The 20689-nt window shown below is 72.4% G+C and carries 20 protein-coding genes; 9 read left to right on the top strand and 11 right to left on the bottom strand.

The features are described from left to right. Nucleotides 1-35 precede the first annotated feature (35 nt). From ACFRQN_RS19880 to ACFRQN_RS19865, 4 genes are all read left to right on the top strand, one after another. Complete coding sequence (locus ACFRQN_RS19880; protein ID WP_074003158.1) at nucleotides 36-761, top strand: TetR/AcrR family transcriptional regulator; 726 nt, start codon at nucleotides 36-38, stop codon at nucleotides 759-761. A gap of 204 nt (nucleotides 762-965) precedes the next feature. After that, a complete protein-coding gene (locus tag ACFRQN_RS19875) occupies nucleotides 966-2510 on the top strand; it encodes an MFS transporter (RefSeq protein ID WP_074003159.1) in 1545 nt (514 codons plus the stop codon). Between the two features lie 140 nt (nucleotides 2511-2650). Further along, nucleotides 2651-3040 carry an SCO5389 family protein gene (locus ACFRQN_RS19870; protein ID WP_074003160.1) on the top strand — a complete coding sequence of 130 codons (390 nt, stop codon included), beginning with the start codon at nucleotides 2651-2653 and terminating at the stop codon, nucleotides 3038-3040. A gap of 210 nt (nucleotides 3041-3250) precedes the next feature. Further along, nucleotides 3251-4285, top strand: coding sequence for an LLM class flavin-dependent oxidoreductase (locus ACFRQN_RS19865; protein ID WP_380741395.1), 1035 nt, complete (start codon nucleotides 3251-3253; stop codon nucleotides 4283-4285). A gap of 89 nt (nucleotides 4286-4374) precedes the next feature. On the opposite strand, the gene ACFRQN_RS19860 is transcribed toward ACFRQN_RS19865, so the two are convergent. From ACFRQN_RS19860 to ACFRQN_RS19810, 11 genes are all read right to left on the bottom strand, one after another. Then, entirely contained in the window at nucleotides 4375-4944 is a 570-nt protein-coding gene (locus ACFRQN_RS19860; protein WP_380741394.1) for a Uma2 family endonuclease, read from the bottom strand. Between the two features lie 175 nt (nucleotides 4945-5119). After that, nucleotides 5120-6568 (bottom strand): WGR domain-containing protein, encoded by a 1449-nt coding sequence (locus tag ACFRQN_RS19855; protein ID WP_375877298.1) that lies wholly within the window; start codon nucleotides 6566-6568, stop codon nucleotides 5120-5122. A gap of 192 nt (nucleotides 6569-6760) precedes the next feature. Next, nucleotides 6761-7771, bottom strand: coding sequence for a quinone oxidoreductase family protein (locus tag ACFRQN_RS19850; RefSeq protein WP_380741393.1), 1011 nt, complete (start codon nucleotides 7769-7771; stop codon nucleotides 6761-6763). 175 nt (nucleotides 7772-7946) lie between these two features. Further along, nucleotides 7947-8192 (bottom strand): hypothetical protein, encoded by a 246-nt coding sequence (locus ACFRQN_RS19845; protein WP_380741392.1) that lies wholly within the window; start codon nucleotides 8190-8192, stop codon nucleotides 7947-7949. Between the two features lie 38 nt (nucleotides 8193-8230). Next, on the bottom strand, nucleotides 8231-8809 hold the full coding sequence (locus ACFRQN_RS19840; RefSeq protein WP_380741391.1) for a GNAT family N-acetyltransferase: 579 nt from the start codon (nucleotides 8807-8809) through the stop codon (nucleotides 8231-8233). Continuing rightward, complete coding sequence (locus ACFRQN_RS19835; RefSeq protein ID WP_380741390.1) at nucleotides 8793-9728, bottom strand: class I SAM-dependent methyltransferase; 936 nt, start codon at nucleotides 9726-9728, stop codon at nucleotides 8793-8795. The genes ACFRQN_RS19840 and ACFRQN_RS19835 overlap by 17 nt, the downstream gene beginning before the upstream one ends. Nucleotides 9729-9857: 129 nt before the next feature. Next, nucleotides 9858-10313 (bottom strand): Pycsar system effector family protein, encoded by a 456-nt coding sequence (locus ACFRQN_RS19830; RefSeq protein WP_380741389.1) that lies wholly within the window; start codon nucleotides 10311-10313, stop codon nucleotides 9858-9860. 155 nt (nucleotides 10314-10468) lie between these two features. Beyond that, nucleotides 10469-11431, bottom strand: coding sequence for a hypothetical protein (locus ACFRQN_RS19825; RefSeq protein ID WP_380741388.1), 963 nt, complete (start codon nucleotides 11429-11431; stop codon nucleotides 10469-10471). Further along, complete coding sequence (locus tag ACFRQN_RS19820) at nucleotides 11415-13691, bottom strand: hypothetical protein (RefSeq protein WP_380741387.1); 2277 nt, start codon at nucleotides 13689-13691, stop codon at nucleotides 11415-11417. Before ACFRQN_RS19820 ends, ACFRQN_RS19825 begins: the two co-directional genes overlap by 17 nt. Next, nucleotides 13688-14635, bottom strand: a complete 948-nt coding sequence (locus ACFRQN_RS19815) for a hypothetical protein (RefSeq protein ID WP_380741386.1) — start codon at nucleotides 14633-14635, stop codon at nucleotides 13688-13690. The genes ACFRQN_RS19820 and ACFRQN_RS19815 overlap by 4 nt, the downstream gene beginning before the upstream one ends. Before the next feature lie 145 nt (nucleotides 14636-14780). Further along, entirely contained in the window at nucleotides 14781-15473 is a 693-nt protein-coding gene (locus ACFRQN_RS19810) for a Crp/Fnr family transcriptional regulator (RefSeq protein WP_380741385.1), read from the bottom strand. Nucleotides 15474-15943: 470 nt separating this feature from the next. Between ACFRQN_RS19810 and ACFRQN_RS19805 the strand changes: the two genes are divergently transcribed. The 5 genes from ACFRQN_RS19805 (at nucleotide 15944) to ACFRQN_RS19785 (ending at nucleotide 20660) form a co-directional block, all read left to right on the top strand. Beyond that, on the top strand, nucleotides 15944-17626 hold the full coding sequence (locus ACFRQN_RS19805) for an ATP-binding protein (RefSeq protein WP_181970383.1): 1683 nt from the start codon (nucleotides 15944-15946) through the stop codon (nucleotides 17624-17626). Nucleotides 17627-17643: 17 nt separating this feature from the next. Further along, complete coding sequence (locus ACFRQN_RS19800) at nucleotides 17644-18030, top strand: roadblock/LC7 domain-containing protein (RefSeq protein ID WP_181970384.1); 387 nt, start codon at nucleotides 17644-17646, stop codon at nucleotides 18028-18030. A gap of 78 nt (nucleotides 18031-18108) precedes the next feature. Continuing rightward, on the top strand, nucleotides 18109-18471 hold the full coding sequence (locus ACFRQN_RS19795; protein WP_380670015.1) for a DUF742 domain-containing protein: 363 nt from the start codon (nucleotides 18109-18111) through the stop codon (nucleotides 18469-18471). Continuing rightward, nucleotides 18452-19069 (top strand): ATP/GTP-binding protein, encoded by a 618-nt coding sequence (locus ACFRQN_RS19790; RefSeq protein WP_375877289.1) that lies wholly within the window; start codon nucleotides 18452-18454, stop codon nucleotides 19067-19069. Before ACFRQN_RS19795 ends, ACFRQN_RS19790 begins: the two co-directional genes overlap by 20 nt. Before the next feature lie 88 nt (nucleotides 19070-19157). Beyond that, entirely contained in the window at nucleotides 19158-20660 is a 1503-nt protein-coding gene (locus tag ACFRQN_RS19785) for a cytochrome P450 (protein WP_380741384.1), read from the top strand. Nucleotides 20661-20689 lie beyond the last annotated feature (29 nt).

Genomic DNA, 20689 nt, shown 5'->3' with positions numbered 1-20689 from the left:
TATTAGCGCAACCACGTTTCGCTAGACTCGACGGCGTGACCGACTCCGACTTCCAGCGCGCCCGCACCCCCGAGGCCAAGCGCGCCCGCGAGGACGCGATCCTCGCCGCCGCCGCACGCCTGGCCACCGCCAACGGCGTCCGCGAGGTGACCGTGACCGCCATCGCCGACGAGGTCGGCATGCACAAGTCCGCGATGCTGCGCTACTTCGAGACGCGGGAGGACATCTTCCTGCGGCTCGCCGCCGAGGCCTGGCAGGACTGGTCGGCCGAGGTCCGCGACCGCCTCGCCGCCCTCACCCCGTGCGAGACCGCCGCGGACCCCGAATGGGCCCACGGAGCCCACTCGATCGCGGGCGTCCTGGCGCAGTCGCTGGTGGCCCGCCCGCTCTTCTGCGACCTGCTCGCGCACACCCCGTTGAACCTGGAGCGCAACGTCTCCCTCGACACGGTCCGCGCGTTCAAGGTCCGCGCCATCGCCGAGGTGGACGCGGTCGGCGCGACCCTCGGCTCCATCGCCCCGCTCGGCGCCGACCACGCCCGCAGCGTCGTCACCACCGCCACCTCGATGGCCGGCGCCCTGTGGCAGATGGCCGCCCCCGGCACCCGCCTGCGCGCCTTCTACGAGACCGACCCCGAGCTCTCCCACTCCGTCGTCGACGTCGAGCCCCGCCTCACCGACATCCTGGCCGCCCTGCTCACCGGCTACGCCGTCGCCGCCACCCGGCGCACGGAGGACGGATGGCCCCACGACACGCCCTGACCCCCGCGCCGCTCCACCCCGGCCTCCGCCCCACCCCGGCCTCCACCGCGGCCCGGCCTCGCGCCGGTGCACGGAGCGACCGGGAAGCAGGTGCCTGTCCGTAATGAACGATTGTGTTCCCTATGCCCCGGGGATACCGTCGGTAGTGGTGAACGAATCCGTCCCCTTCCCGTCGTTCACCCCCGAACCCTTTGGGGGACCGCCATGGCCACCTCGCGCGCCCTGGCCGAGGCTTCGCCCGCGACCGCACGTCGGGGCCAGCACCCGGGGATTGCACTCACCGTCATCGCGGCGACACAGCTGATGGTCGTCCTGGACATCACGATCGTGAACATCGCGCTGCCGCACATCCAGCAGGCGCTGAAGTTCAGCACCACCGACCTGTCCTGGGTCATCAACGCCTACACCCTGACCTTCGGCGGGCTGCTGCTGCTCGGCGGACGGGCGGGCGACATCCTCGGGCGGCGGCGGGTGTTCGTCGTCGGCGTGCTGGTGTTCAGCCTGGCCTCGCTGCTCGGCGGCGTCGCGCAGTCCTCCGCCTGGCTGCTGGCGGCGCGGGCCCTGCAGGGCGTGGGCGGGGCCATCGCCTCGCCGACGGCGCTGGCGCTGATCGCCACCAACTTCAAGGAGGGCCAGGAACGCAACCGGGCCTTCGGGGTCTACTCCGCCGTCGCCGGGGCCGGTGGCGCGATCGGCCTGCTGCTCGGCGGCATGCTCACCTCCTGGCTGTCCTGGCGCTGGGTGCTCTTCGTCAATGTGCCGATCGGCATCGCGATCGCCCTGCTGGCGCCGCTCTACATCAACGAGTCCGAGCGCCACCCCGGCCGCTTCGACCTGCCCGGCGCCCTCACCGCCACCGCGGGCATGGTCTCCCTGGTCTACGGCTTCATCCGCGCCTCCGACCACGGCTGGACGGACCCGGTGACGCTCACCGCCTTCGGCCTCGCCGTGGTCCTGGTCGCGGCGTTCGTGGCGAACGAGCGGCGCGCACGCCAGCCGATCATGCCCCTGCGCCTCCTACGGGACCGCAACCGCTCGGGCGCGTACGGACTGCTGCTCTGCGTGGCCGCGACGATGTTCAGCATCTTCTTCTTCATCACCCTGTTCGTCCAGGAGATCCTCGGCTTCAGCCCGCTGCGGGCCGGCTTCGCGTTCCTGCCGATCAGCGTGGCCATCGTCGGCGCCGCCCAGTTCGCCGCCCGCAACCAGCTGCGCTTCGGCCCCAAGCCCTTCCTCGTCGCCGGCTCGCTCCTGGTGCTGGGCGGGGTCGCCTGGGCGACGCAGATCGACATCGACAGCAGCTACATCGGCGGCATCCTCGGACCGACCATGATGTTCGGCTTCGGCATGGGCTCGATCTTCGTCCCCGCCACCCTCACCGTCGTCTCCCACGTCGCCCCGCACGAGACCGGCGCCGCCACCGGCATGCTCAACACCACCCAGCAGGTCGGCGGCTCGCTCGGCCTGTCGATCCTGGTCACGGTGTACGGCACGGCCAGCCGCGCCGAGGCCCGGCAGCAGGCCGGGGCCTTCCTCCGGCAGGCCACCCCGCAACAGGCCGCCCAGTTCCGGGCCACCGGCCGGCTCCCGGAGCCCTACTCCTCGCAGGTGCTGGTGCACGGGATCGCCACCGCCTTCCAGCTGGGCCTGGTGTTCGCCGCGCTGGCGGTGGCGATCGCGGTGTTCGTCATCAAGGTCAGCCGGGTGCCGATGCCGCCCGCCGTCAGCCCTTCGGGGGGAGGTGCTTGACAGGGCGTCAGGGTGACCGGGAGAGTCTTCCCCGTAATGGTTTTCATCTTCGATAACCGTTGCGGGTGACCCCTGCCCGCCACGGGTCGAAGCCCGACCCGTTCCCGAAACCCCGACGCACCCCCCGAAAGAGGACACCCATGTCGCTCGACGTCTCCCCCGCCCTCCTCGCCCAGGCCCAGCAGGGCCGCGTCGACGAGGCCGAGTTCCTCGACACCGTGCGCGCCTCGCTCCCGTACGCCTACCAGGTCGTCGCCGGGCTCAGCACCGAACTCGCGGCCGGCGAAGCGGAGTTCACCACCGACAACACCACGCCCAGCGACGAGCAGCGCGCCCAGCTGCTGCGCGCCCTCGCCAGCAACGCGATCCGCGGCAGCCTGGAGAACCACTTCGGGGTGAAGCTCGCCTTCGTCAACTGCCACCGGGTCGGCGCCTTCCGCCCCGGCACCGAGGACGGCGCGGCGTACCGCGAGTTCACCTCGCTGCACAACCAGATCCGCAACCAGAGCCCGGAGCTGCGCAGCTGCTGACGGCGCCCCGTAGCGGCGGCTCCCACCCGGCCCGACGGGGTGGGAGCCGCCGCCGTACGTGTCGCCGTGTTGCGCACCGTTGCGGGCCGTTGCGGGCCGGTGTCCGGATCGCGCGTCGATCTTGTCGGGCGGCGCGGCGGCTGCGTACGTTCGAAACGCACCACCCGACCGGCCCGCCCCCGGGCCGCCCCTCACCCCGCGGAGCCCACCATGTCGCCGAACCCCCGACCGCTGCGGAAACTCGGCTTCCTCACCATCGGGCTCTTCGACGAGACGGACCCGCGCCGCGGCCACGAGTCCACCCTCGACCTCATCACCCTCGGCGAGCGGCTCGGCTTCGACAGCGCCTGGCTGCGCCACCGCCACCTCCAGTACGGCATCTCCTCCCCGGTCGCCGTGCTCGCCGCCGCCACCCAGCGCACCAGCCGCATCCAGCTCGGCACCGCCGTCACCCCGCTCGGCTGGGAGAACCCGCTGCGGCTCGCCGAGGACCTGGCCACCGTGGACGTGCTCTCCGGCGGGCGGCTCAACCCCGGCTTCAGCGTCGGCCCGCCCACCCACTACGCGCACCTGCGCGACGCGCTCTACCCCGACACCGGCGACCAGGAGGACTTCAGCCCCCGGCGCGCCGAGCGGCTGCTCGCCCTGGTCCGCGGCGAGGATGCCTCCGACTTCGCCGGCACCGAGGGCATCGAGGTGTACTCCCGCCGCGTCCAGCCGCACTCCCCCGGGCTGGCCTCCCGACTCTGGTACGGCGCCGGCAGCCTGCGCTCGGCCCGCTGGGCCGGCGAGCAGGGGCTCAACCTGCTCACCAGCAGCGTCGTGAAGGCGGAGGGCGACGACGCGGAGCCGCTCGACTTCGCCGCCATCCAGGCCGCCCAGATCCGCGCCTTCCGCGAGCGCCACCCCGACGGCGACCGCGCCCGGGTCTCCCAGGGCCTGGTGGTCATCCCCACCGACAGCGCCACCCCCGAGCAGCGCGCCAAGTACCAGGCCTACGCCCTCGCCCGCGCCCCGCGCACCCTCGCCCCGCAGGGCCCGGCCCGGCTGCTGTTCGCCCCCGACCTGGTCGGCACGACCGAGGAACTCGTCGAGCAGCTGCACGCCCACGCCGGCTACCGCGAGGTCGACGAGGTCGCCTTCGCCCTGCCGTTCACCTTCGAGCACGAGGACTACACGCAGATCCTCACCGACCTGGCCACCCGCCTCGGCCCCGCCCTCGGCTGGACCCCCGGCCAGGACTGACCGACCGCACGACTCCCGGGGGAGCACCATGGACGTCGACACCCTCGACACGGCCGGCGGCTACGGCCACCTCGTGAACCGCCGACGGCTCAGAACTCGCTGGTGTCCACGTCCAGTTCGAACGGCTCGGGCAGCCGCACCGGCACCCCGAACGGGTGCGGCCCCTCCACCCTGGTGTAACCGCGCGCACCCGGCTGGGAGAACAGCGTGCACGCCCGCTCCTGCCGGTCCACCAGGAGGTAGAGCGGCGCACCGAACTGGGCGCAGCGGCGGCGCTTCACCGTCCGGTCGGTGTCGGCGTTCGACGGGGACGTGACCTCGACCACGAGGACGGTCTGATCGGGAAGCAACGCACCGGGGTTGTTCACCGCCAGTTTCACCGGCACAAGGGCCAGGTCCGGGATGTAGTAGTTCTCGGTACCGGGCAGGTCGAGGTTGCCCGAGCCTGAACGCAATCCGAGTTCGCGCTGGCGGGGTCCGATCTGCAAGCGGATCAGATCGACGGTGTTCTCATGCTCCCAGGACGGCGACACGGGAGTGATGACTCCCTCAACGATCTCAACGCGTTCACCCGCGATGTACTGAATCGCATACTTGAGGGCTTGCTCCGGGTTCGGCACGTGGCTGTAGTCGCCCGGGCCGATGTGCGCTGTGCTCACGCAGTGCTCTCCTGTCCGGCGCTGGTCTCAACGCTCAGGGGCTGCCCGGCGGAAAGACTACCGGGGTAACACCGCCGCATATGCACGCGCCACCAGACCTACCCGCCAGAACCGGACAACCTCGGGAAGCCGCCGCCCCGAGCCGGATCACCGTCACCAGGCATCAAGTCGCCGGTCAGAGCAGGCGCTTGATCTCGCCGCGTGCCCGGTAGAAGCCGCCCGAGGCGGACTCCCGGACCTCGGCGACCAGGTAGCGGGCGCCGGGGATGCGGATGTCCTTGGGGAACTGCACGCGCCAGGACGGGTCGTAGCCCTGCGAGAGCACCCGCACGCGCAGCCGGGTGCCGTCCTGGACGCACTCGACCTCGACCTCGCCGCCGGTCCGGGCGGTGGCCACCGCGACCGTCTCCAGCCCGGCGCCGGCCCGCACCGGCTCCCAGCCCGCGCCCTTGACCTCGGCGGTCTTCGGCAGCGTGCCGTCCTCGGCCGCCCGCACCGCCTGCTCGCCGGCGTCCAGGCAGGCCAGCGAGCCGTCCGTCGTCACCAGGTAGAGCCGCCCCTCCCGGTACTGCATGCTGTACGCCGAGCCGCAGCCGGTGGCGAGCTTCCACAGCCGCGTGCCGTCGGCGGCGAAGCAGTACACCGAGGAGTGGTTGTCCCCCGCGAAGACGTACTCGCCGTCCGGGGAGGCCGCGCAGGAGAACACGCCGGCGTCGCAGCGGTAGGCGGCCACCTCGGCGCCGTCCGACTTGCGCAGCCGGTGCACCCAGCCCTGCCCGGTGCCGGCGAACACCTCGTCGGCCTCCTGCCAGCCGAACAGCACCCCTCCCCGGGTGGGGGTGTACCAGCGCTGGTCGCCGCTGCGGTTGTCGTAGCGGGCGACCCCGCGCGAGTGGCCGTGGTAGACGCCGTCGGCGTCGCAGCGCACCATCCAGCCGGACCGGCCGTCGGCCTGGCGGCGCCACTGGAACTCGTCCTCGTGGTCCACCGTGGTCAGCCCGCCGCGCTCGTCGGCGACGCCCAGCACGCCGTCGTGGATGTCGAGCCAGAAGATGTCCACGTCCTGGGCTATCTCGTACGCCACCCGCGGGATCTTGCCGCCCAGGTCGTACACCTTGCCGTCGTCGCAGCCCGCGTAGATCCACCAGTCGTCCGCGACGATGCACTTGACGCCGTCCGGCAGGCCGTAGCGGGCCGTCACCTCGCCGTCGTGGGTGAGGGTGTAGACGTCGCCGCGCTCGTTGCCGACCCAGGCGTGCTCCTCGCCGACGAAGATCCCGAAGGCGGGCGAGCCGGAGCGGAAGCGCCACAGCAGCGGCGCCTGGCGGGCGGTCGAGCGGCTGCTGACGATCTGCCGCCTGGTCACCTCCCGGCGCTGGCGCACGCCCCGGACGGCCGGGGCGTAGCCCTTGCGGACCTTCTCGCCGATCTTCTTCGCCGCCGCCGAGGCCGCCTTCTCCGGGCTCGGGTACGTCGTCGCCTTGCTCTGCCCGGGCTCGCCGATCCGCCCGTACCGTACCGTCACCACCTGGCCGGCGAGCCGCACCTCGTAGAACTTGTGCGCACTCCCCTCGTCCTCGGACAGTTCGAGGTACGTGACCTGCTCTTCCACGGCGACGGACACGGCGCGGTCCCCTTTCGGGCGACGGAGATTTCGGGCAAGGGAAGCGGGAGCCGGCGGGACCCGCCCGCCGACACCCCACAAGCTACGACCGGGCACTGACAATCGGCTCCGGTCACGGGCGGGACCCGTGAGGTCAGCCCGGGTCGGCCAGGAGGGCGCAGCCTCCAAGATCCCCGACCTCGTCGCCCTCGATCAGCTCTGCGTCTCCTCGCGGCGTCCGACAACGGCCGCATCGGGTACGACGAGCAGCTTGCCGGTGGTACGCCGAGCCTCCAGATCGCTGTGGGCCCGGGCGGCCTCGGACAGTGCGTAGCGGCCCGTCACGGTGACCTCAAGCGCCTTGGAGCGCACCCACTCGAACACATCGGCGGCCCGTCGGAGCAGTTCGGACCGATCGGCGATGTAGTGCCCGAGGCTGGGCCGGATCAGGGTCAGCGAACCGCCGTGGGCGAGCCGAATCGGATCGAACGGCGGCACGGCACCACTTGCCGCGCCGAAGAGCACGAGATGGCCGCGGGTCCGCAGGCTGGCGAGGCTCGCATCGAAGGTGTCCGCGCCGACGCCGTCGAAGACGACCGGCAGTCCCTGACCGCCGTTGAGCCGCCTCACCTCGGCTGCGAGATCGTCGACCGCGGAGGAGAGGATCACCTCGGCGGCCCCGGCACGCTTCGCCAGCTCGGCCTTCGCCGTGGTCGACGTCGTGCCGATCACCCTACCGCCGAGATGGGTGATGAGCTGGGTCAGAAGCAGCCCCATGCCACCGGCAGCCGCATGCACCAGCACCGTGTCGCCCCCCTGAACCGGGTAGGCGTCCTTGACGAGATAGTGCGCGGTCATGCCTTGGAGGAGCACGGCGGCGGCTGTCTCGAAGCCGATGTCGTCGGGCAGCGGCACCAGCCGGGAGGAGTCCACGACGGCCCGCTCGGCATACGCGCCGGGAATCTCCACCCAACCGACCCGGTCCCCGACTGCGACGTCAGCGACGCCGGGTCCGACTTCGACGACCGTTCCGGCGCCCTCGGCGCCCGGGGTGAAGGGCAGCGGGACGCTGTACCGGCCTTCGCGGTGGTAGACGTCGAGGAAGTTGACCCCGGATGCGGCGACCTCCACGACCGCTTGGCCCGGGCCCGGCGTCGGTTGATCGATATCGACCAGTCGCAGCACCTCGGGACCGCCCACTTCGGACATCTGAATCGCTCGCATGACCCCTCCTGAAACGGCAGACTTCCCTCACCGAACTCCACTCGTGGCGATCTTATTTCCGCTCGCGGTGAGGTGCCGTAGCCGTCACGTCCAGGTCAGCGGCATGAAGCCGGCCGTGCCGCGGCGACTGCCCTGGAGCCCGCGGCTGCGGCCGAGCATCGTTCAGCGTGCCGGCTCAGGAGGTTCGGTGGGCCTGTCGAAGGGGGTGTTCCCGTTCGGAGCGGCTGGTGGTCTGCTCCGCGGCCGCGCGACAGTGCGTGACTGCGGCCTCGTGGACACCGGCCAGGTCGAGCAGTTGGGCCCGCACCGCCCCGCCCTCCCGCGTCCGGCCGACCGCCCAGGCGGCGGCGATCCGGGCCAGGTACGGCACGGCGGCCCAGGGGTGAGCGTCGAGACCGGCGAGGGCGGTGGTGGGATCCATGGGCGGGATCCTGACGGTCGGGACCGACCGACCCGGTGTCAGCGCCCGGCCGCCGCCGCCCGTTCCCCGTCCAGCAGGCACACCATGTGGAGCTTCGCGACGGGCCGGCCAGCGACCAGGACGGCCTGCGGCTCCCGGCCCCACACCTCGAAGCCGCAGGAGGTGTAGAGCCGCAGGGCCGGTTCATTGCCCTCCGAGACGGTCAGCAGGACCTGCCGCAGCCGCCCGTCCCGGGCCGCCGTGCGCAGCACCTCGCGCACCAGGGCACGGCCGATGCCCCGGCCGGCGGCGTCGCGGGCCACCGCCATGCCGTAGAGGGTGGCCTTGTGCCGTTCCTGACTGCGGCTGGGCACCTTCAGGCCGGCGGTGCCGACCAGCGCGCCTCTGCCACGTGCGGCAGCGGTGTTGTCGAAGGCGCCGATCAGGGCGCCCGGCCCGTCCTGGGCAGCGGCCAGGCGGCGCAGCGTCGCGGCCAGGGGCTTGCCGGCCTCCTCGGTGTGGCTGGAGGTGAAGGCGCTCGGTGTCTCGCGCAGCGCGGCCAGCCGGAAGCGCCGGTACGGTTCGGCGTCGGCGACACCCAGCGGGCGGAGGGTGATCAGGTCAGCCGAGGCGGACACGGGTGCACCTCGTCACGTACGGGAGGGCGATCTCCTCGCGGCCGGCCACGTCCGGGTGCGTGGCGAGCAGCTGCTCGACGTCGGCCAGCAGGCGGACCCGCTCGTCCTCGGGCAGCGCGATCACGTAGCTGCGCGAGGCGACCATGTCGACGATCCCGGCCCGGGTGGTGACGTGCTCCCAGCGGATCTCCAGCCGCTCGGGCGCTCCGAACGGCGCCGGAAGGGCCGGCCGGGTGTCGATCCGCTGCGGCGCCGAACGGTGCATCAGCACGCCCAGGGCGGCCGCCCACGGCTCGGACTCGTCCCGGACGTTCCACACCAGCGCGAGCGTCCCGCCGGGGGCGAGCACCCGGGCGATCTCCGGCACGGCGGCCGCCTGGTCGAACCAGTGCCAGGCCTGTGCCACCACCACGGCGTCCACGCTGCCGTCCGGCAGCGGGATGCGCTCGGCCGAGCCCGCCCGGACGGCCGCCTTCGGCACGGCCGCGGCCAGCCGGGCCCGCATCCCCTCGTCGGGCTCGACCGCCACCACATCCAGGCCCGCCTCGACCAGCAGTCCGCTCAACTTGCCCGTCCCGGCGCCCAGGTCGAGCACGCGGCGGGCCTCCCGGGGCACCGCCGAGCCGACCAGCGCCCGGGGGTAGCCCGGCCGACCGTGCTGGTACGCGTCCGCCGCCACGCCGAACGACCGCGCCCGCAGCCTGCCGGCCCACCGCCTGGTCGCCCCCTGCCGCGTCATCCCGCAGGCCCGCCCGATCTCCTCCCAGGTCGCCTCCCGCCCGCGCCGCAGTTCCTCCACCAGTTCCGTCCGCCGCTCCTCCAGCGCCTCGATCACCCCCGACAACCGCCGCAGCCCCTCCACGCCGCCGCCACCGGCCACGTCCTCCGCCACCCGCCGACCAAGATCACCTGTCTCCATGGCCCGGCACTGTACGGAGCTTCGGCGGAGGTCGTCAACAGCTATTGCCTGATGGCGCAACACCTGTTGCCTCCGGTCGCGCCACCGGCCCCGGCCGTGGTGCGGCCGGGGCCCGTCAGCTGCCCGCCGTCACAGCGGCCGGAGGGTGAGCGCGAACTGCGGAAGCGTCAGCAGGAGCAGGGCGGTGCCGGCCTCGATCCAGCGGTACTTCGCGCGGATGATCGCACTGGTACCGGCCAGCGCCGACAACAGCGGCCCCGCCGGGTCGTGCCCGGCCCGCTCGAAGGCACGGCGCAGCCGCTCGGAGCCCGCCCCCGGCGCGATGTGCTCGAAGTACCCCGGACCGTCCGCACCACCCCGCCGCCCCTTGCGGTGGCGCGGCACCAGCGCGGAGGCGAAGCAGCCGACGGCCAGCAGGGCGCTGGCCGTGGCGCTCCACCGCAGGAACGGGACCAGCCAGGCCAGGGAGCCGGCACCGGCACCGCCGTCCAAGGGGATGAACGTGGCGAGCACTGCACCGGTGAACGCCAGGAACACGGCGGCCTTGGTGTCGGCCCGGACGAGTTCCGCGCTGTTGGCCGCCATCAGGCGCTCCATCGCCGACACCGAGGGCGGGCTGGACGCCGCCGTCGGCGCGGTCGGCCGGCGGCTCCTGCCCCTGGAGCGCCCGCGAGGCCCGGCGACCGTGCGCCGCCGCGACGGCTGCCGACGCACACGTATCCGCACACGCGCCGCCCCGGTCACCGCGGACTCCCGTTCGGCACACCGCCGGACCAGCCGTTGACGTTCGAGTGGAGCTTGACGAAGTCCGGCCCTGAGGACTGTGGGGACTGCGAGGCGGGCCCGGGGACCTGCCGCCCGAGGGCGACCAGGCGGTCGCGCAGCACCTTGGAGATCTCCTCCTGCTCCTGCTCCGTCAACTTGCCCAGCATGAGCGCCATCCGGTCTTCCCAGGTGGTCTCGCCTCGGAGCAGGTCGGCGTGGTTGACCACCCAGTCCAGGACGTCGCGCACCTCGTCGGGTTTCCTGGCGAGCCAGAGCCCGGCGAGGGCAACCGGTCCGTCCTGGACGGACCGTCGGCAGAAGGCGTACTCCTCCTGGTTCTTCGCCATCCAGTCGAACGGCATATCCGTCGCATCCGGCGCCCCGAGCCGCAGTTCGTTTCCGTGCTCGCGCTCGGAAACACCCGTGACCCGGTAGCTGAGACCGAATTGGGGCAAAACGTACGGCGCCGCGAGGTACTGCATCAGTTGATCAGGGCCCAGGCTGGTTTGCGCGGTGACGAACCGCTCCCTGAGCTGGTGCAACCGTCCGTCGAGGTCCTTACGGACCGGCAGCCAACCCCGACTGGTCCTGGTACGCACGACCTGTGCGGCATCGTGGACCCACCACAGGACGTGGACCTCCACCGATTCCGTGCCGTACGGAGTGGGGAGGCCGACCCCGCGGAGGCCCGAACGCTCATCGAGCTCGACCAGGTACGCCCGGTCGAAGCCGCGGAGCCCCAGCCGCGCCGCGGCTCCGCCGTCCTCCCCCATGCCATCCGCTCTCGGACGGCTCGCCATCAGTTGGTGGTGCATCCCGGCCCGGTCCACCAGGACCAGGGCACGGTCACGCCGTCCGGACCAGCGGTACCGGAGGATCTCCCGCCAGGGGGCGCGGGTGGCCTGGGTGTAGATGGGCAAGTCAGCTTCGACGGTCATCGGATCCTCCGAAAGCAGGGGCGGAACGATACGGCTGCGGCTCGCCGCGCCGCCAGGCCTCCAGCGTGCGACGGGCGATGACACGCCCGACCAGGTCAAGGTTGTCGCTGCTGTCGATCTCGACGAATAGCCCCAACTCACCCGGGCGCATCTCCCATGAGAGCGCTATGAGCAGCGTTTCGACGGCGACGCGAAGCGGCTCGTCCCAGATCGCCTCGTGGCACCAGCCAATCAGCATGTTGCTCGTGTCAGCGAAAAGCCTCTCGTCATTGAGTGACCTTCGGATGAAGGCGATCACAGGCTCGACGAACTCACCCTCAGGGCTGAGCTGTTGCCTGAACCAGGACAAGTCCCACAGCAGTCCGGGAAAGGCCATGTGCGCGAGCTCCGCGTCACGACCCGGTTTGCCGGCCCATTCCATGAGCTGCCGGAAGACAACCGACTGGTTCCCGCCCGCGAAGAGGCTCACCAGCGACCAGCGCACCGCCCCGGCGACCGTGTCCTCGTCTTCTTCCTCGCCTCGATAGCAGCCCCGGAGCAGGGAGAGCGCGAGTTCCGGCCGGGATGCACCGAAGTCCCGGCCGCAGGCATCAGCCACGGTTGACCGAAGCCTCCAACCGCCGCTGATGCTCCAACGACCAAGGCGGTGCTTCACCTCGCCTGCGAGCATCGGGTCTTGCGCCGCGATGCCCAGGGCATATGCGGCCGTGCTACGGCTCTGCGCGCGGTCGGATCTGGCCAGGTCATGGATGTGGCTCAGCGCCCTGCGGCCACCACTCCATGTTGTGGCCAGACCCACCACACGGCCCATGGGCTCAGCCAGGTCACGCTCGGTACCGGGAACCTTGTCGATCCACTCGGTCAGCAGTCCCGACACCTCGGCGTACTGCCGCCACACGTACCGCAATACCGTCTCCGCCTGCCGGTGCCGCTTGAAACGCACCGGCTCCACCGTGTAGGCGTAGCCCGAGATCTCCCGACGCTCACTCGGCGAACACTCGGCACGGATGGTCGCCAGCAGCTCGTCCAACGAGCGCCGGAAGACAAACCTCGGATTCGGTTGCGGATCCTCGTGGCGCACGACCCGTCTCTGCTCGCCCTCCCGGTCCGCGCCGACCCGCACAACGGCGTCAAGCCGACCGTCGGCCAGTGCGAGCAACCGGTCGGTCTCCTCCCGGACGATCCGGTGGTCGAGCCCCTCCAGGACGCTTGTCACAAGTAGGAACGCCAGGGCATCCGGGTCCTCGCGAAGCTCTTTCAGGAGGTCGGGGACCTCCGTCTCCGCGAGGAAGCTGAGCCGTTGGCCGAGGTCAGCCGGATCGGGGCCGTCGTCTCCGGTTCGGCTCACCTCGTCGACGAGTTCAGCGACCTGGGCCGGCACCAGCTCGGGCGCCAGCAGGTCGTCCAGGTCCTCTGCCAAGCGGTCCAGCAGTGCCTGTCGTCGCCCCCTGTGGGACACCACTGCCTCCAGGCGCGCGTCAAAGACCGCGCGTGGCAACGGAGGCGTGTAGCGCACCGGGCTGTGCTCCAGATCGCGGGCCACGCCGCGCAGCCGGTCGGCGTTGTCCGGCAGCATGACCACCATGAAGGCCTTGGCGTCCTCCAGCCTCTGGCGCAGCTTGGCGATCGAGGCCGGTCCCAACCGGACCGTGGGCGACAGGCCGTGCACCAGGTAGCCGCGCGCCTCGGCGTGCGTCGGCTGCCAGGACGACAGATCCGAGTCGCTGTCGAGCGCGCGCAGGGCCATGCTGTTCCCACTGCTCTCGACCAGAAGATTGAGGGCGGTGGTTCGGCGCCCGGTGCCGGGTTCACCGGCGAGGAAGAGCAGGCGGGTGCCGAGCGTACGCAGCGCCTCGGGGAAGCAGTCCGGCTCCGCGAATCCGGTTCGGGCGGCCATGACCTCCACCGTGGAGATGGGGCCGTCCTGTGCCTCCACCTGCTCGCCCCCGACCGGGGCGGCCCCGGCCGCGCCGTTCTCCACTCGCTGGTCCCCGTGCACGGAGCCGGTGTTGATGTTTCCACCCGGTGCGTAAATGAAGTTCGACCGCCGCGCGGATCCGGGCCGGGTACCTGCTCGATTGGCGAACTCGGCGTCGAGTTCCTCGAAGTCGACGAAGTCGAAGTCGAGGGCCGGTTCGTCGGCTCTGCCCGATTTCCCGGAGCCGGGCCCGTCCGAGCCTCCTGCGCCGGCCCCGTCCGGCGGCGGCACACGACCCCCGCCGGACGGCCCCTCGATAGCCGGGCGCTCGTCGGGGTTCACCGGCGGTGCTCGTTCTTGTCGCCGTGGACGATGTCGCCCAGGTTGCCGTTGACCGTCCCCACCTTGTGCCCCTCCACGCGGTCGCCGCCGTAGGAGTCACCGCGCACGTTGGTGACGGTCTGGCTGCCGTGCACCGTGCCGGCGTTCAGGTTGCTGCCGTTGCCCCGCTGGTTCACCGCCGTGCGCGGCGCGCGGCGCTGCTCCGTGCTCCCGTCCGCTGTCCGCTTCGCCCGTCCTTCCTGCTCCTCCACCACCGCGTCGCCGAGGATCCTGCGGTCGTACAGGTTCCCGGACGGCGTGGGCACGTACAGCCACGCCCGCTGGTCGAAGCGCTTGCCCTCGACGGTGGCCGGCACCTCGATGAAGTGGTCGGGGTGGCGCCCGGTGAAGCCGCCGGCCACCGCGTCCTGGTAGCAGCGGTCGGACAGGATGGCGGCGACCTGGGTGATGCTCGCGTTGGAGGCGGCCAGCATGGCCTTCACCGGGCGGGAGTCGAGCAGCCGGTGGGTGTCGTTGCGCGGGGTGCCGTTGCCGTCGAACTCGCCGCCGTCGTCCGGGAGCGGGCCGATGTTGAGGCTGACCCGCAGCCGGATGCGCACCGTCCCGACCGAGTGCACGTTGAACTCGGTGAGCACCTCCTGGAGGGTGTTCAGCCAGGGGTGGATCAGGAAGGGCATCCAGGCCGGGTCGAAGCCGAACACGTACCCGTCGCCGGTCGAGTTGGGGAACCGCCGGTCCTTCCAGACCTCGCCCAGTCCGGCCCGCTCGAAGGAGAGTCGGAGCAGCTGCGGCACGTTCGCGCTGATGGTGCCGTGCTCGATCGCCGGGTACCCGGTGAAGTCCTTGGCGTCGACGGCGACGATGCCCCGGTACGGCGGGAGGTGCCGGCTGCGGCTGTACGGCAGGGCGCTGGCCTCGGGCATCGGCTGGTCGAACTCCGTCATTCTCTGCTCCTTGTCGTTCCGTGCTGACCTTGCGCCACCAAGCTTCGCGATCCGGCGTCGCGCGGTGTGCTCGCTCGGTGCGGTACGTGAGTGACGGATGTCACATCCGAGGCCGCGCGGGTCAAAGGAGCGCTGGGACGGAGCGTCAGTCGCGTGGAACGTCAACCGCGCGGCGGAGTGCGGGGAGGTCGTCGAGGGCGATGGACTTGCGGCCGGCTTCGACGCGGTGGGCGGCCAGGGCGGTGAGGCCCGCGGTGACGGTGTTCCGGGAGACGCCGAGGTGCTGGGCCAGTTCGTCCCGGGTCAGGGCGAGTTCGATCCGGCGGCCGGGCGTCTGCGCGAGGCCTGTGGAGAGGTCGGCCAGCGCGACCAGGGCGGCCGCCAGCCGGGGGACGACGTCGCCGCCGATCCGGGCCAGGTCGGATTCCCGCAGTCGGCCCATGGCGTAGCGGACCATCACGGGGAACAGCCCCCGCTCGGCGACGAAGCGCAGGAAGGCCTCCTTGGTGAGGACCGCGACCGTGCAGTCCGAGATCGCCTGGACGCTCGCGGAGCGGACGCCGTCGTCCAGGACGGCCACCTCGCCGAGGAGTTCGCCCGGGCCGCGGAAGGCCAGCAGCCGGACGTCCCCGTTGCGTTCCCGTCGGCTGACCTTGGCCACTCCGGTCCGCAGGGCGAGGACGTGGGTGCCCGGTTCGCCCTGGCGCAGCAGGGTGGCGCCGATCGGGTGCCGGCGTTCGAAGGCCTCCTCCAGCATGCCCGCCCACACCGCGTCGCCCATGAGGTGGCGCAGGGTCCGGCCCAGTGCGGCCGGTGTGCGGCTGTCGTGATCGTTCATGCGACGACCCTAGGAGGCCCGGCGCACCGCACGCAGCCGAATCGGGCCCGGCTGCGGTTCCCCTTCCGGGTGATTGCCGCGCCTCCGGTTGACCGGAGTCACCGCGCTTAGCACGAACTCGGCGCGATACGCGGGGACTTGGCGCGGAAACCCTTCGCATGAGCGAATCCGGCGCGGGTCGGCGGCGCGCGGGCGGCGCGACGAGAAGCCTGGTGGGAGGGCGGTGGCCGCTCCGGTTGCGACTGGCGTGCGAAATGTCGGGACTGTCCGGCAGATTGCCACAAGTCGGTTGCGGGACGGTATTTTTGACTTTCGGTCAGGATGTCCTGAACTTGGCTATGCTGCACCACCACGCCTCCGGAGCCGCTCCCCCCGCTTTTGTCCGTACTGTTCCGATCGTTTGAGGATGCTGAATGCTTCGAGCTGGATCGTCACCCGCCAGACGGCGCCGAGCGCCCCTGCTCGGCTGGTTGTTGCCGACGGCCGTGATGGCGGCGGCCGTGGCGGTCGCCGCGGTGGCGGTGTCCGCCGGGGCCCGGGCCGGGGTGCTGTGGTGCGGGGCGACGGGCACCGTGCTGGTGGCCGTGGTGGCCGCCGAGTCGGCCCGCCGGGGGCGGGCCCTGAGCGAGTCCCGTGACCTGCACGCCCGGCAGGTCGAGGAGTGGCAACGCAGGTTGGCCGGGCAGGAGGACGAGCTGGACCGGCTCGCCCGGGTGGAGATGCGCAGGGTGGTCGCCGGGGCCCGGTACGGGTACTCCTTCGACGTCCTGACCCGCCCGTTCGAGGAGAGCGAGGCGCCCGTCTCGCCACGGTTCCGCCGCTCGCTGGTGGCCGTCACCGAGGCCGTCGCCAAGGCCGTCGACGACGAGGTCAGCCGGCGCGACTCGGCCGAGCGGGCCTTCGTCAACATCGCCCGCCGGGTCCAGGCCATCATCCACCGGCAGGCCAAGGACCTGCGGGAGATGGAGGATCGGCACGGCAACGACCCGGCGGTCTTCGACGACCTGCTGCGCCTGGACCACGGCAACGCGCTGAGCGGCCGTCTGGCCGACAGTATCGCCGTCCTGTCCGGCGCCCGCCCCGGCCGCCAGTGGACCCGTCCGATCGCGCTCTACAGCGTGCTGCGCGGCGGCATGTCCCGGATCCTCGAGTACCAGCGGGTGGACCTGCACCCGGTGGCCCAGATCTCCGTCACCGGGCCGGCCGTCGAGCCGCTGATCCACGCCGTCGCCGAGCTGCTCGACAACGCCACCCGCTACTCCCCGCCGCACACCCACGTGCACCTGAGCGCCTCCGAGGTGCAGAGCGGGATGGCGATCGAGATCGAGGACGGCGGCCTCGGCCTCACCGACGAGGCCCGGTTCCGCGCCGAGCGCTCGATCCGCGAGGCGATGGTCTCCAAGGACTTCGACGACCTCACCGAGTCCCCCCGGCTGGGCTTCGCCATCGTCGGCCGGCTCTGCCAGGCGTACGGCTTCCAGATCTCGCTGCGCCGCTCCGCGTACGGCGGCGTGCGGGCGGTGCTGGTCGTGCCGCAGGAACTGCTCACCACCGCGCCGCCGACCGGGCGGGCGCACGGCATCGGCGCCTTCTCCGGCCCCCGCCCGCTGCCCGCGAACCCGCCCCGGCACGCGGCCGCGGGCCGCCCCTGGGGCACCCGGACGACCTCGGCCGGCGTCGGGCCGTCCTACGGCTCGACCAACCCGTGGGGGCCCTCCGGCCCGGGCGCCGGGGACGACGAGGTGATCGTGACCGAGTGGACGCCCAACGGCCTGCCGCAGCGCCGGCGGAGCCGTCCGATGATGCCCCGGGGCGGCTTCGGCGGTGCCGCGCGCCCCGCCCAGCGCGGCACCGCGCAGCCCGGCGGGCCGACGGCGCAGCCGCCCGGTCCGCTGGCCGGCCCGCCGGCCCAGGCGTCGCGCCCCGCCAAGGAGCCGAAGCAGCCGGGCCTGTGGCTGGAGGCGTTCATGGACGGCATCAAGGGGACCGGGCCGAGCCCGTCCGGTCCGGCGGGCGCCGGGCGCGCCACGGACGCCGAACAGACCGGTGCCGGACGAACGGACGCCGGGCAGACGGACGCCGGGCAGTCGGGTGCCGGACGCACCAGCGCCGCACACACCAGTGAAGAGACGGCAGGGAAAGGCGAGCAGTGATTCCGCACCGCAGCAACATGGACTGGATCCTCAACGACCTCGCGCACAGCGTCCCGTGCGTGCGCCACGTCATCGTGCTGTCCGCCGACGGCCTGCGGATCGCCCAGTACGGCACCGACCCGGACACCGCCGACCGCCTCGCCGCCGCCTGTGCCGGGCTGCAGAGCCTGGCCGGCGCGATCGGCCACGAGTTCCCGCACGGCGACGGCTCGATGCGGCTGGTGGTGATCGAGGTGGACGGCGGCTACTTCTACCTGATGGCCGCCGGTGACCGCGCCTACCTCGCGGTGCTCGCCGACGAGGGCGTGGACGCCGGGCTGGTGAGCCACCAGATGCGCGACCTGGTCGCCCGGATCGGCGAGCACCTGTCCACGCCGCCGCGCAACCCCGAGGCGGTCGCGTGAACCGCCACCCGTCCCGCCCTGCCGCGCCGAGCTCCGGCGGCGGGACGGGCACATGAACGAGCACAGTGAGGCGGTGGCATGACGGCCGCGCAGGGCGGCTGGGACGGCCCCGAGCCCGACCGGCTGTACGTCATCACCCGGGGCCGCAGCGGCCCGTCGGGGCCGGGGGTCTTCGACCTGGTCACCCTGATCGTCTCCCGCGCGGAGCCGACCCCCGCCCACCAGCCGGAGCACGCCGCGATCCTGCGGCTGTGCCGCTCCCCGCTCTCGGTCGCGGAGGTCTCCGCCTACCTGGAGCTCCCCGTCAGCGTGGTCATCGTGCTGCTGGCGGACCTGCTCGACGACGGGCTGATCGAGGCCCGCAGCGCCGCCGTGCCCGCGGCGGAACTCCCCGACCGTGCCCTGTTGGAGGCGGTGATCCATGGACTTCAGCGGCTCTGACACGGTGGTCGGGCCGGCCGGGGCGGACCTGCTGCCGGACTCCGTCACCACGGCGGTCAAGGTGGTGGTGGTCGGCGGCTTCGGCGTCGGCAAGACGACGCTGGTCAGCGCGGTCAGCGAGATCCGCCCGCTGACCACCGAGGAGACCATGACCCAGGCCGGGGTCGGGGTGGACGACCCGACCGGCGTCGAGCAGAAGACCTCCACCACCGTGGCCATGGACTTCGGCCGGATCAGCATCAGCGACCGGCTCGTGCTGTACGTCTTCGGCACCCCCGGCCAGGAGCGGTTCTGGTTCCTCTGGAACGGCCTGTTCGAGGGCGCCCTGGGCGCGGTGGTCCTGGTGGACACCCGGCGGCTGGAGGTCAGCTTCGAGGTGATCGGGCGGCTGGAGGAGCGCGGTGTGCCCTTCGTGGTGGCCGTCAACAGCTTCCCGGAGGCCCCGGCCGTTCCGCTCGACGAGCTGCGGAGCGCGCTGGACCTGCCGTCCGAGGTGCCGATCGTCAGCTGCGACGCGCGCAGCCGGGAGTCCAGCCGGGACACCCTGATGACCCTGATGCACTACCTGTACGAGCTGGCCGTCCCGGCCACCGGCTGAGCAGGCACCCATGCCCGCTCGCCGGCCACCCACCGTCCGCCCGAGCCCGTCCGCTCGTCACCGAACCCCACCCGCGACCGGAGACCCCGTGACCACCCCGATCCCCGAACCCGCCGGCCCCGAATCCGTCGGCTCCGCGCCGGCCACCGCCCCACCGCCCGGCTGCCCGGCCCACGCGGGCGGCGGCATCGCCCCGACCGGCCCCGGCGGCCTGCGCCGCCTGTACGGCCCGGAGGCCGAGGCCGACCCGACGGTCCTGTACGACAAGCTGCGCGCCGAGCACGGCGAGGTCGCCCCGGTGCTGCTGCACGGCGACCACCCGGCCTGGCTGGTGCTCGGCCACGGCACCAACATCACCGTGATGCGCACCCCCACGCTGTTCTCCCGGGACTCGCGCCTGTGGAACGCCTTCCGCAACAACGAGGTCCCGCCCGACTCCCCGCTGCTGCCGGTGGTCGCCTGGCAGCCGATCTGCGTGTTCGCCGACGGCGACGAGCACCGCCGGCTGCGCGGGGCCCTGCTGGACGGCCTGAACGGCTTCGACCGGCGCGGCATCCGCCGCCACGTCCGCCGCTTCACCACCGACCTGGTCCAGGTGGTCGGGCCGACCGGCCAGGCCGAGCTGATCTCCCAGTTCGCCGAGCACCTGCCGATGCTGGTGATGACCAAGCTGCTCGGCATGCCGGACGAGTACGGACCGCAGCTGGTGACCGCCGCCCGGGACCTGATGAAGGGCACCGAGACGGCGATCGCCAGCAACGAGTACGTGGTCGCCGGTCTGCGCCGCACCATCGCCCTCAAGCGCGAGCACCCCGGCGACGACCTGACCAGCCGTCTGCTGGCGCACCCGGCCGGGCTGACCGAGGACGAGGTGATGGAGCACCTGCGGGTGGTGCTGCTCGCCGCGAACGAGACCACCGTCAACCTGATCGCCGACTCGCTGAAGATGGTGCTCACCGACCCGCGCTTCCGCGCCCACCTCTCCGGCGGCCAGATGACCCTGGGCGAGGCGCTGGACCAGGTGCTCTGGGACTCCCCGCCGATGTCCCTGGTGGCCGGCCGCTGGGCGACCGCCGACACCGAGCTGGGCGGCCAGCAGATCCGGGCCGGGGACCTGCTGCTGCTCGGGCTCGCGGCGGCCAACGTCGACCCGGTGGTCCGCCCCGACCTGGCGGCCCCGCTGTACGGCAACCGCTCCCACCTGTCCTTCGGCGCCGGGCCGCACGAGTGCCCCGGCCAGGACATTGGGCGGCACGTCGCCGAGGCCGGGATCGACATCCTGCTCACCCTGCTGCCGGACGTCCGGCTCGCGGTGCCCGAGGAGGAGCTGGTCTGGAGCTCGGCCTGGATCTCCCGGCACCTGACGGCGCTGCCAGTGGAGTTCACCGCCCGCGACATCGAGCCGGACCCGCTCTCGGTGGCGGAGGCGGAGCTGGCGGAGGCCGACGCGAAGGCGGAGGCGGAGGCGGGGGTGGAGACAGGGGCGGAACAGGCGAAGGCGGCACCGGAGCGGGGCGTCCCGGCGGCCCCAACGATCCCGGCGCAGCGCCGCGGCTGGTGGGACGTGCTCACCGGCCTGTTCCGGCGCTGACCGTCACCGCCACTGACCGACACCGGCGC

This window comes from Kitasatospora sp. NPDC056800 (assembly GCF_042789775.1).
Classification (GTDB): domain Bacteria; phylum Actinomycetota; class Actinomycetes; order Streptomycetales; family Streptomycetaceae; genus Kitasatospora.
This window is presented reverse-complemented; position numbering and strand designations above follow the sequence as displayed.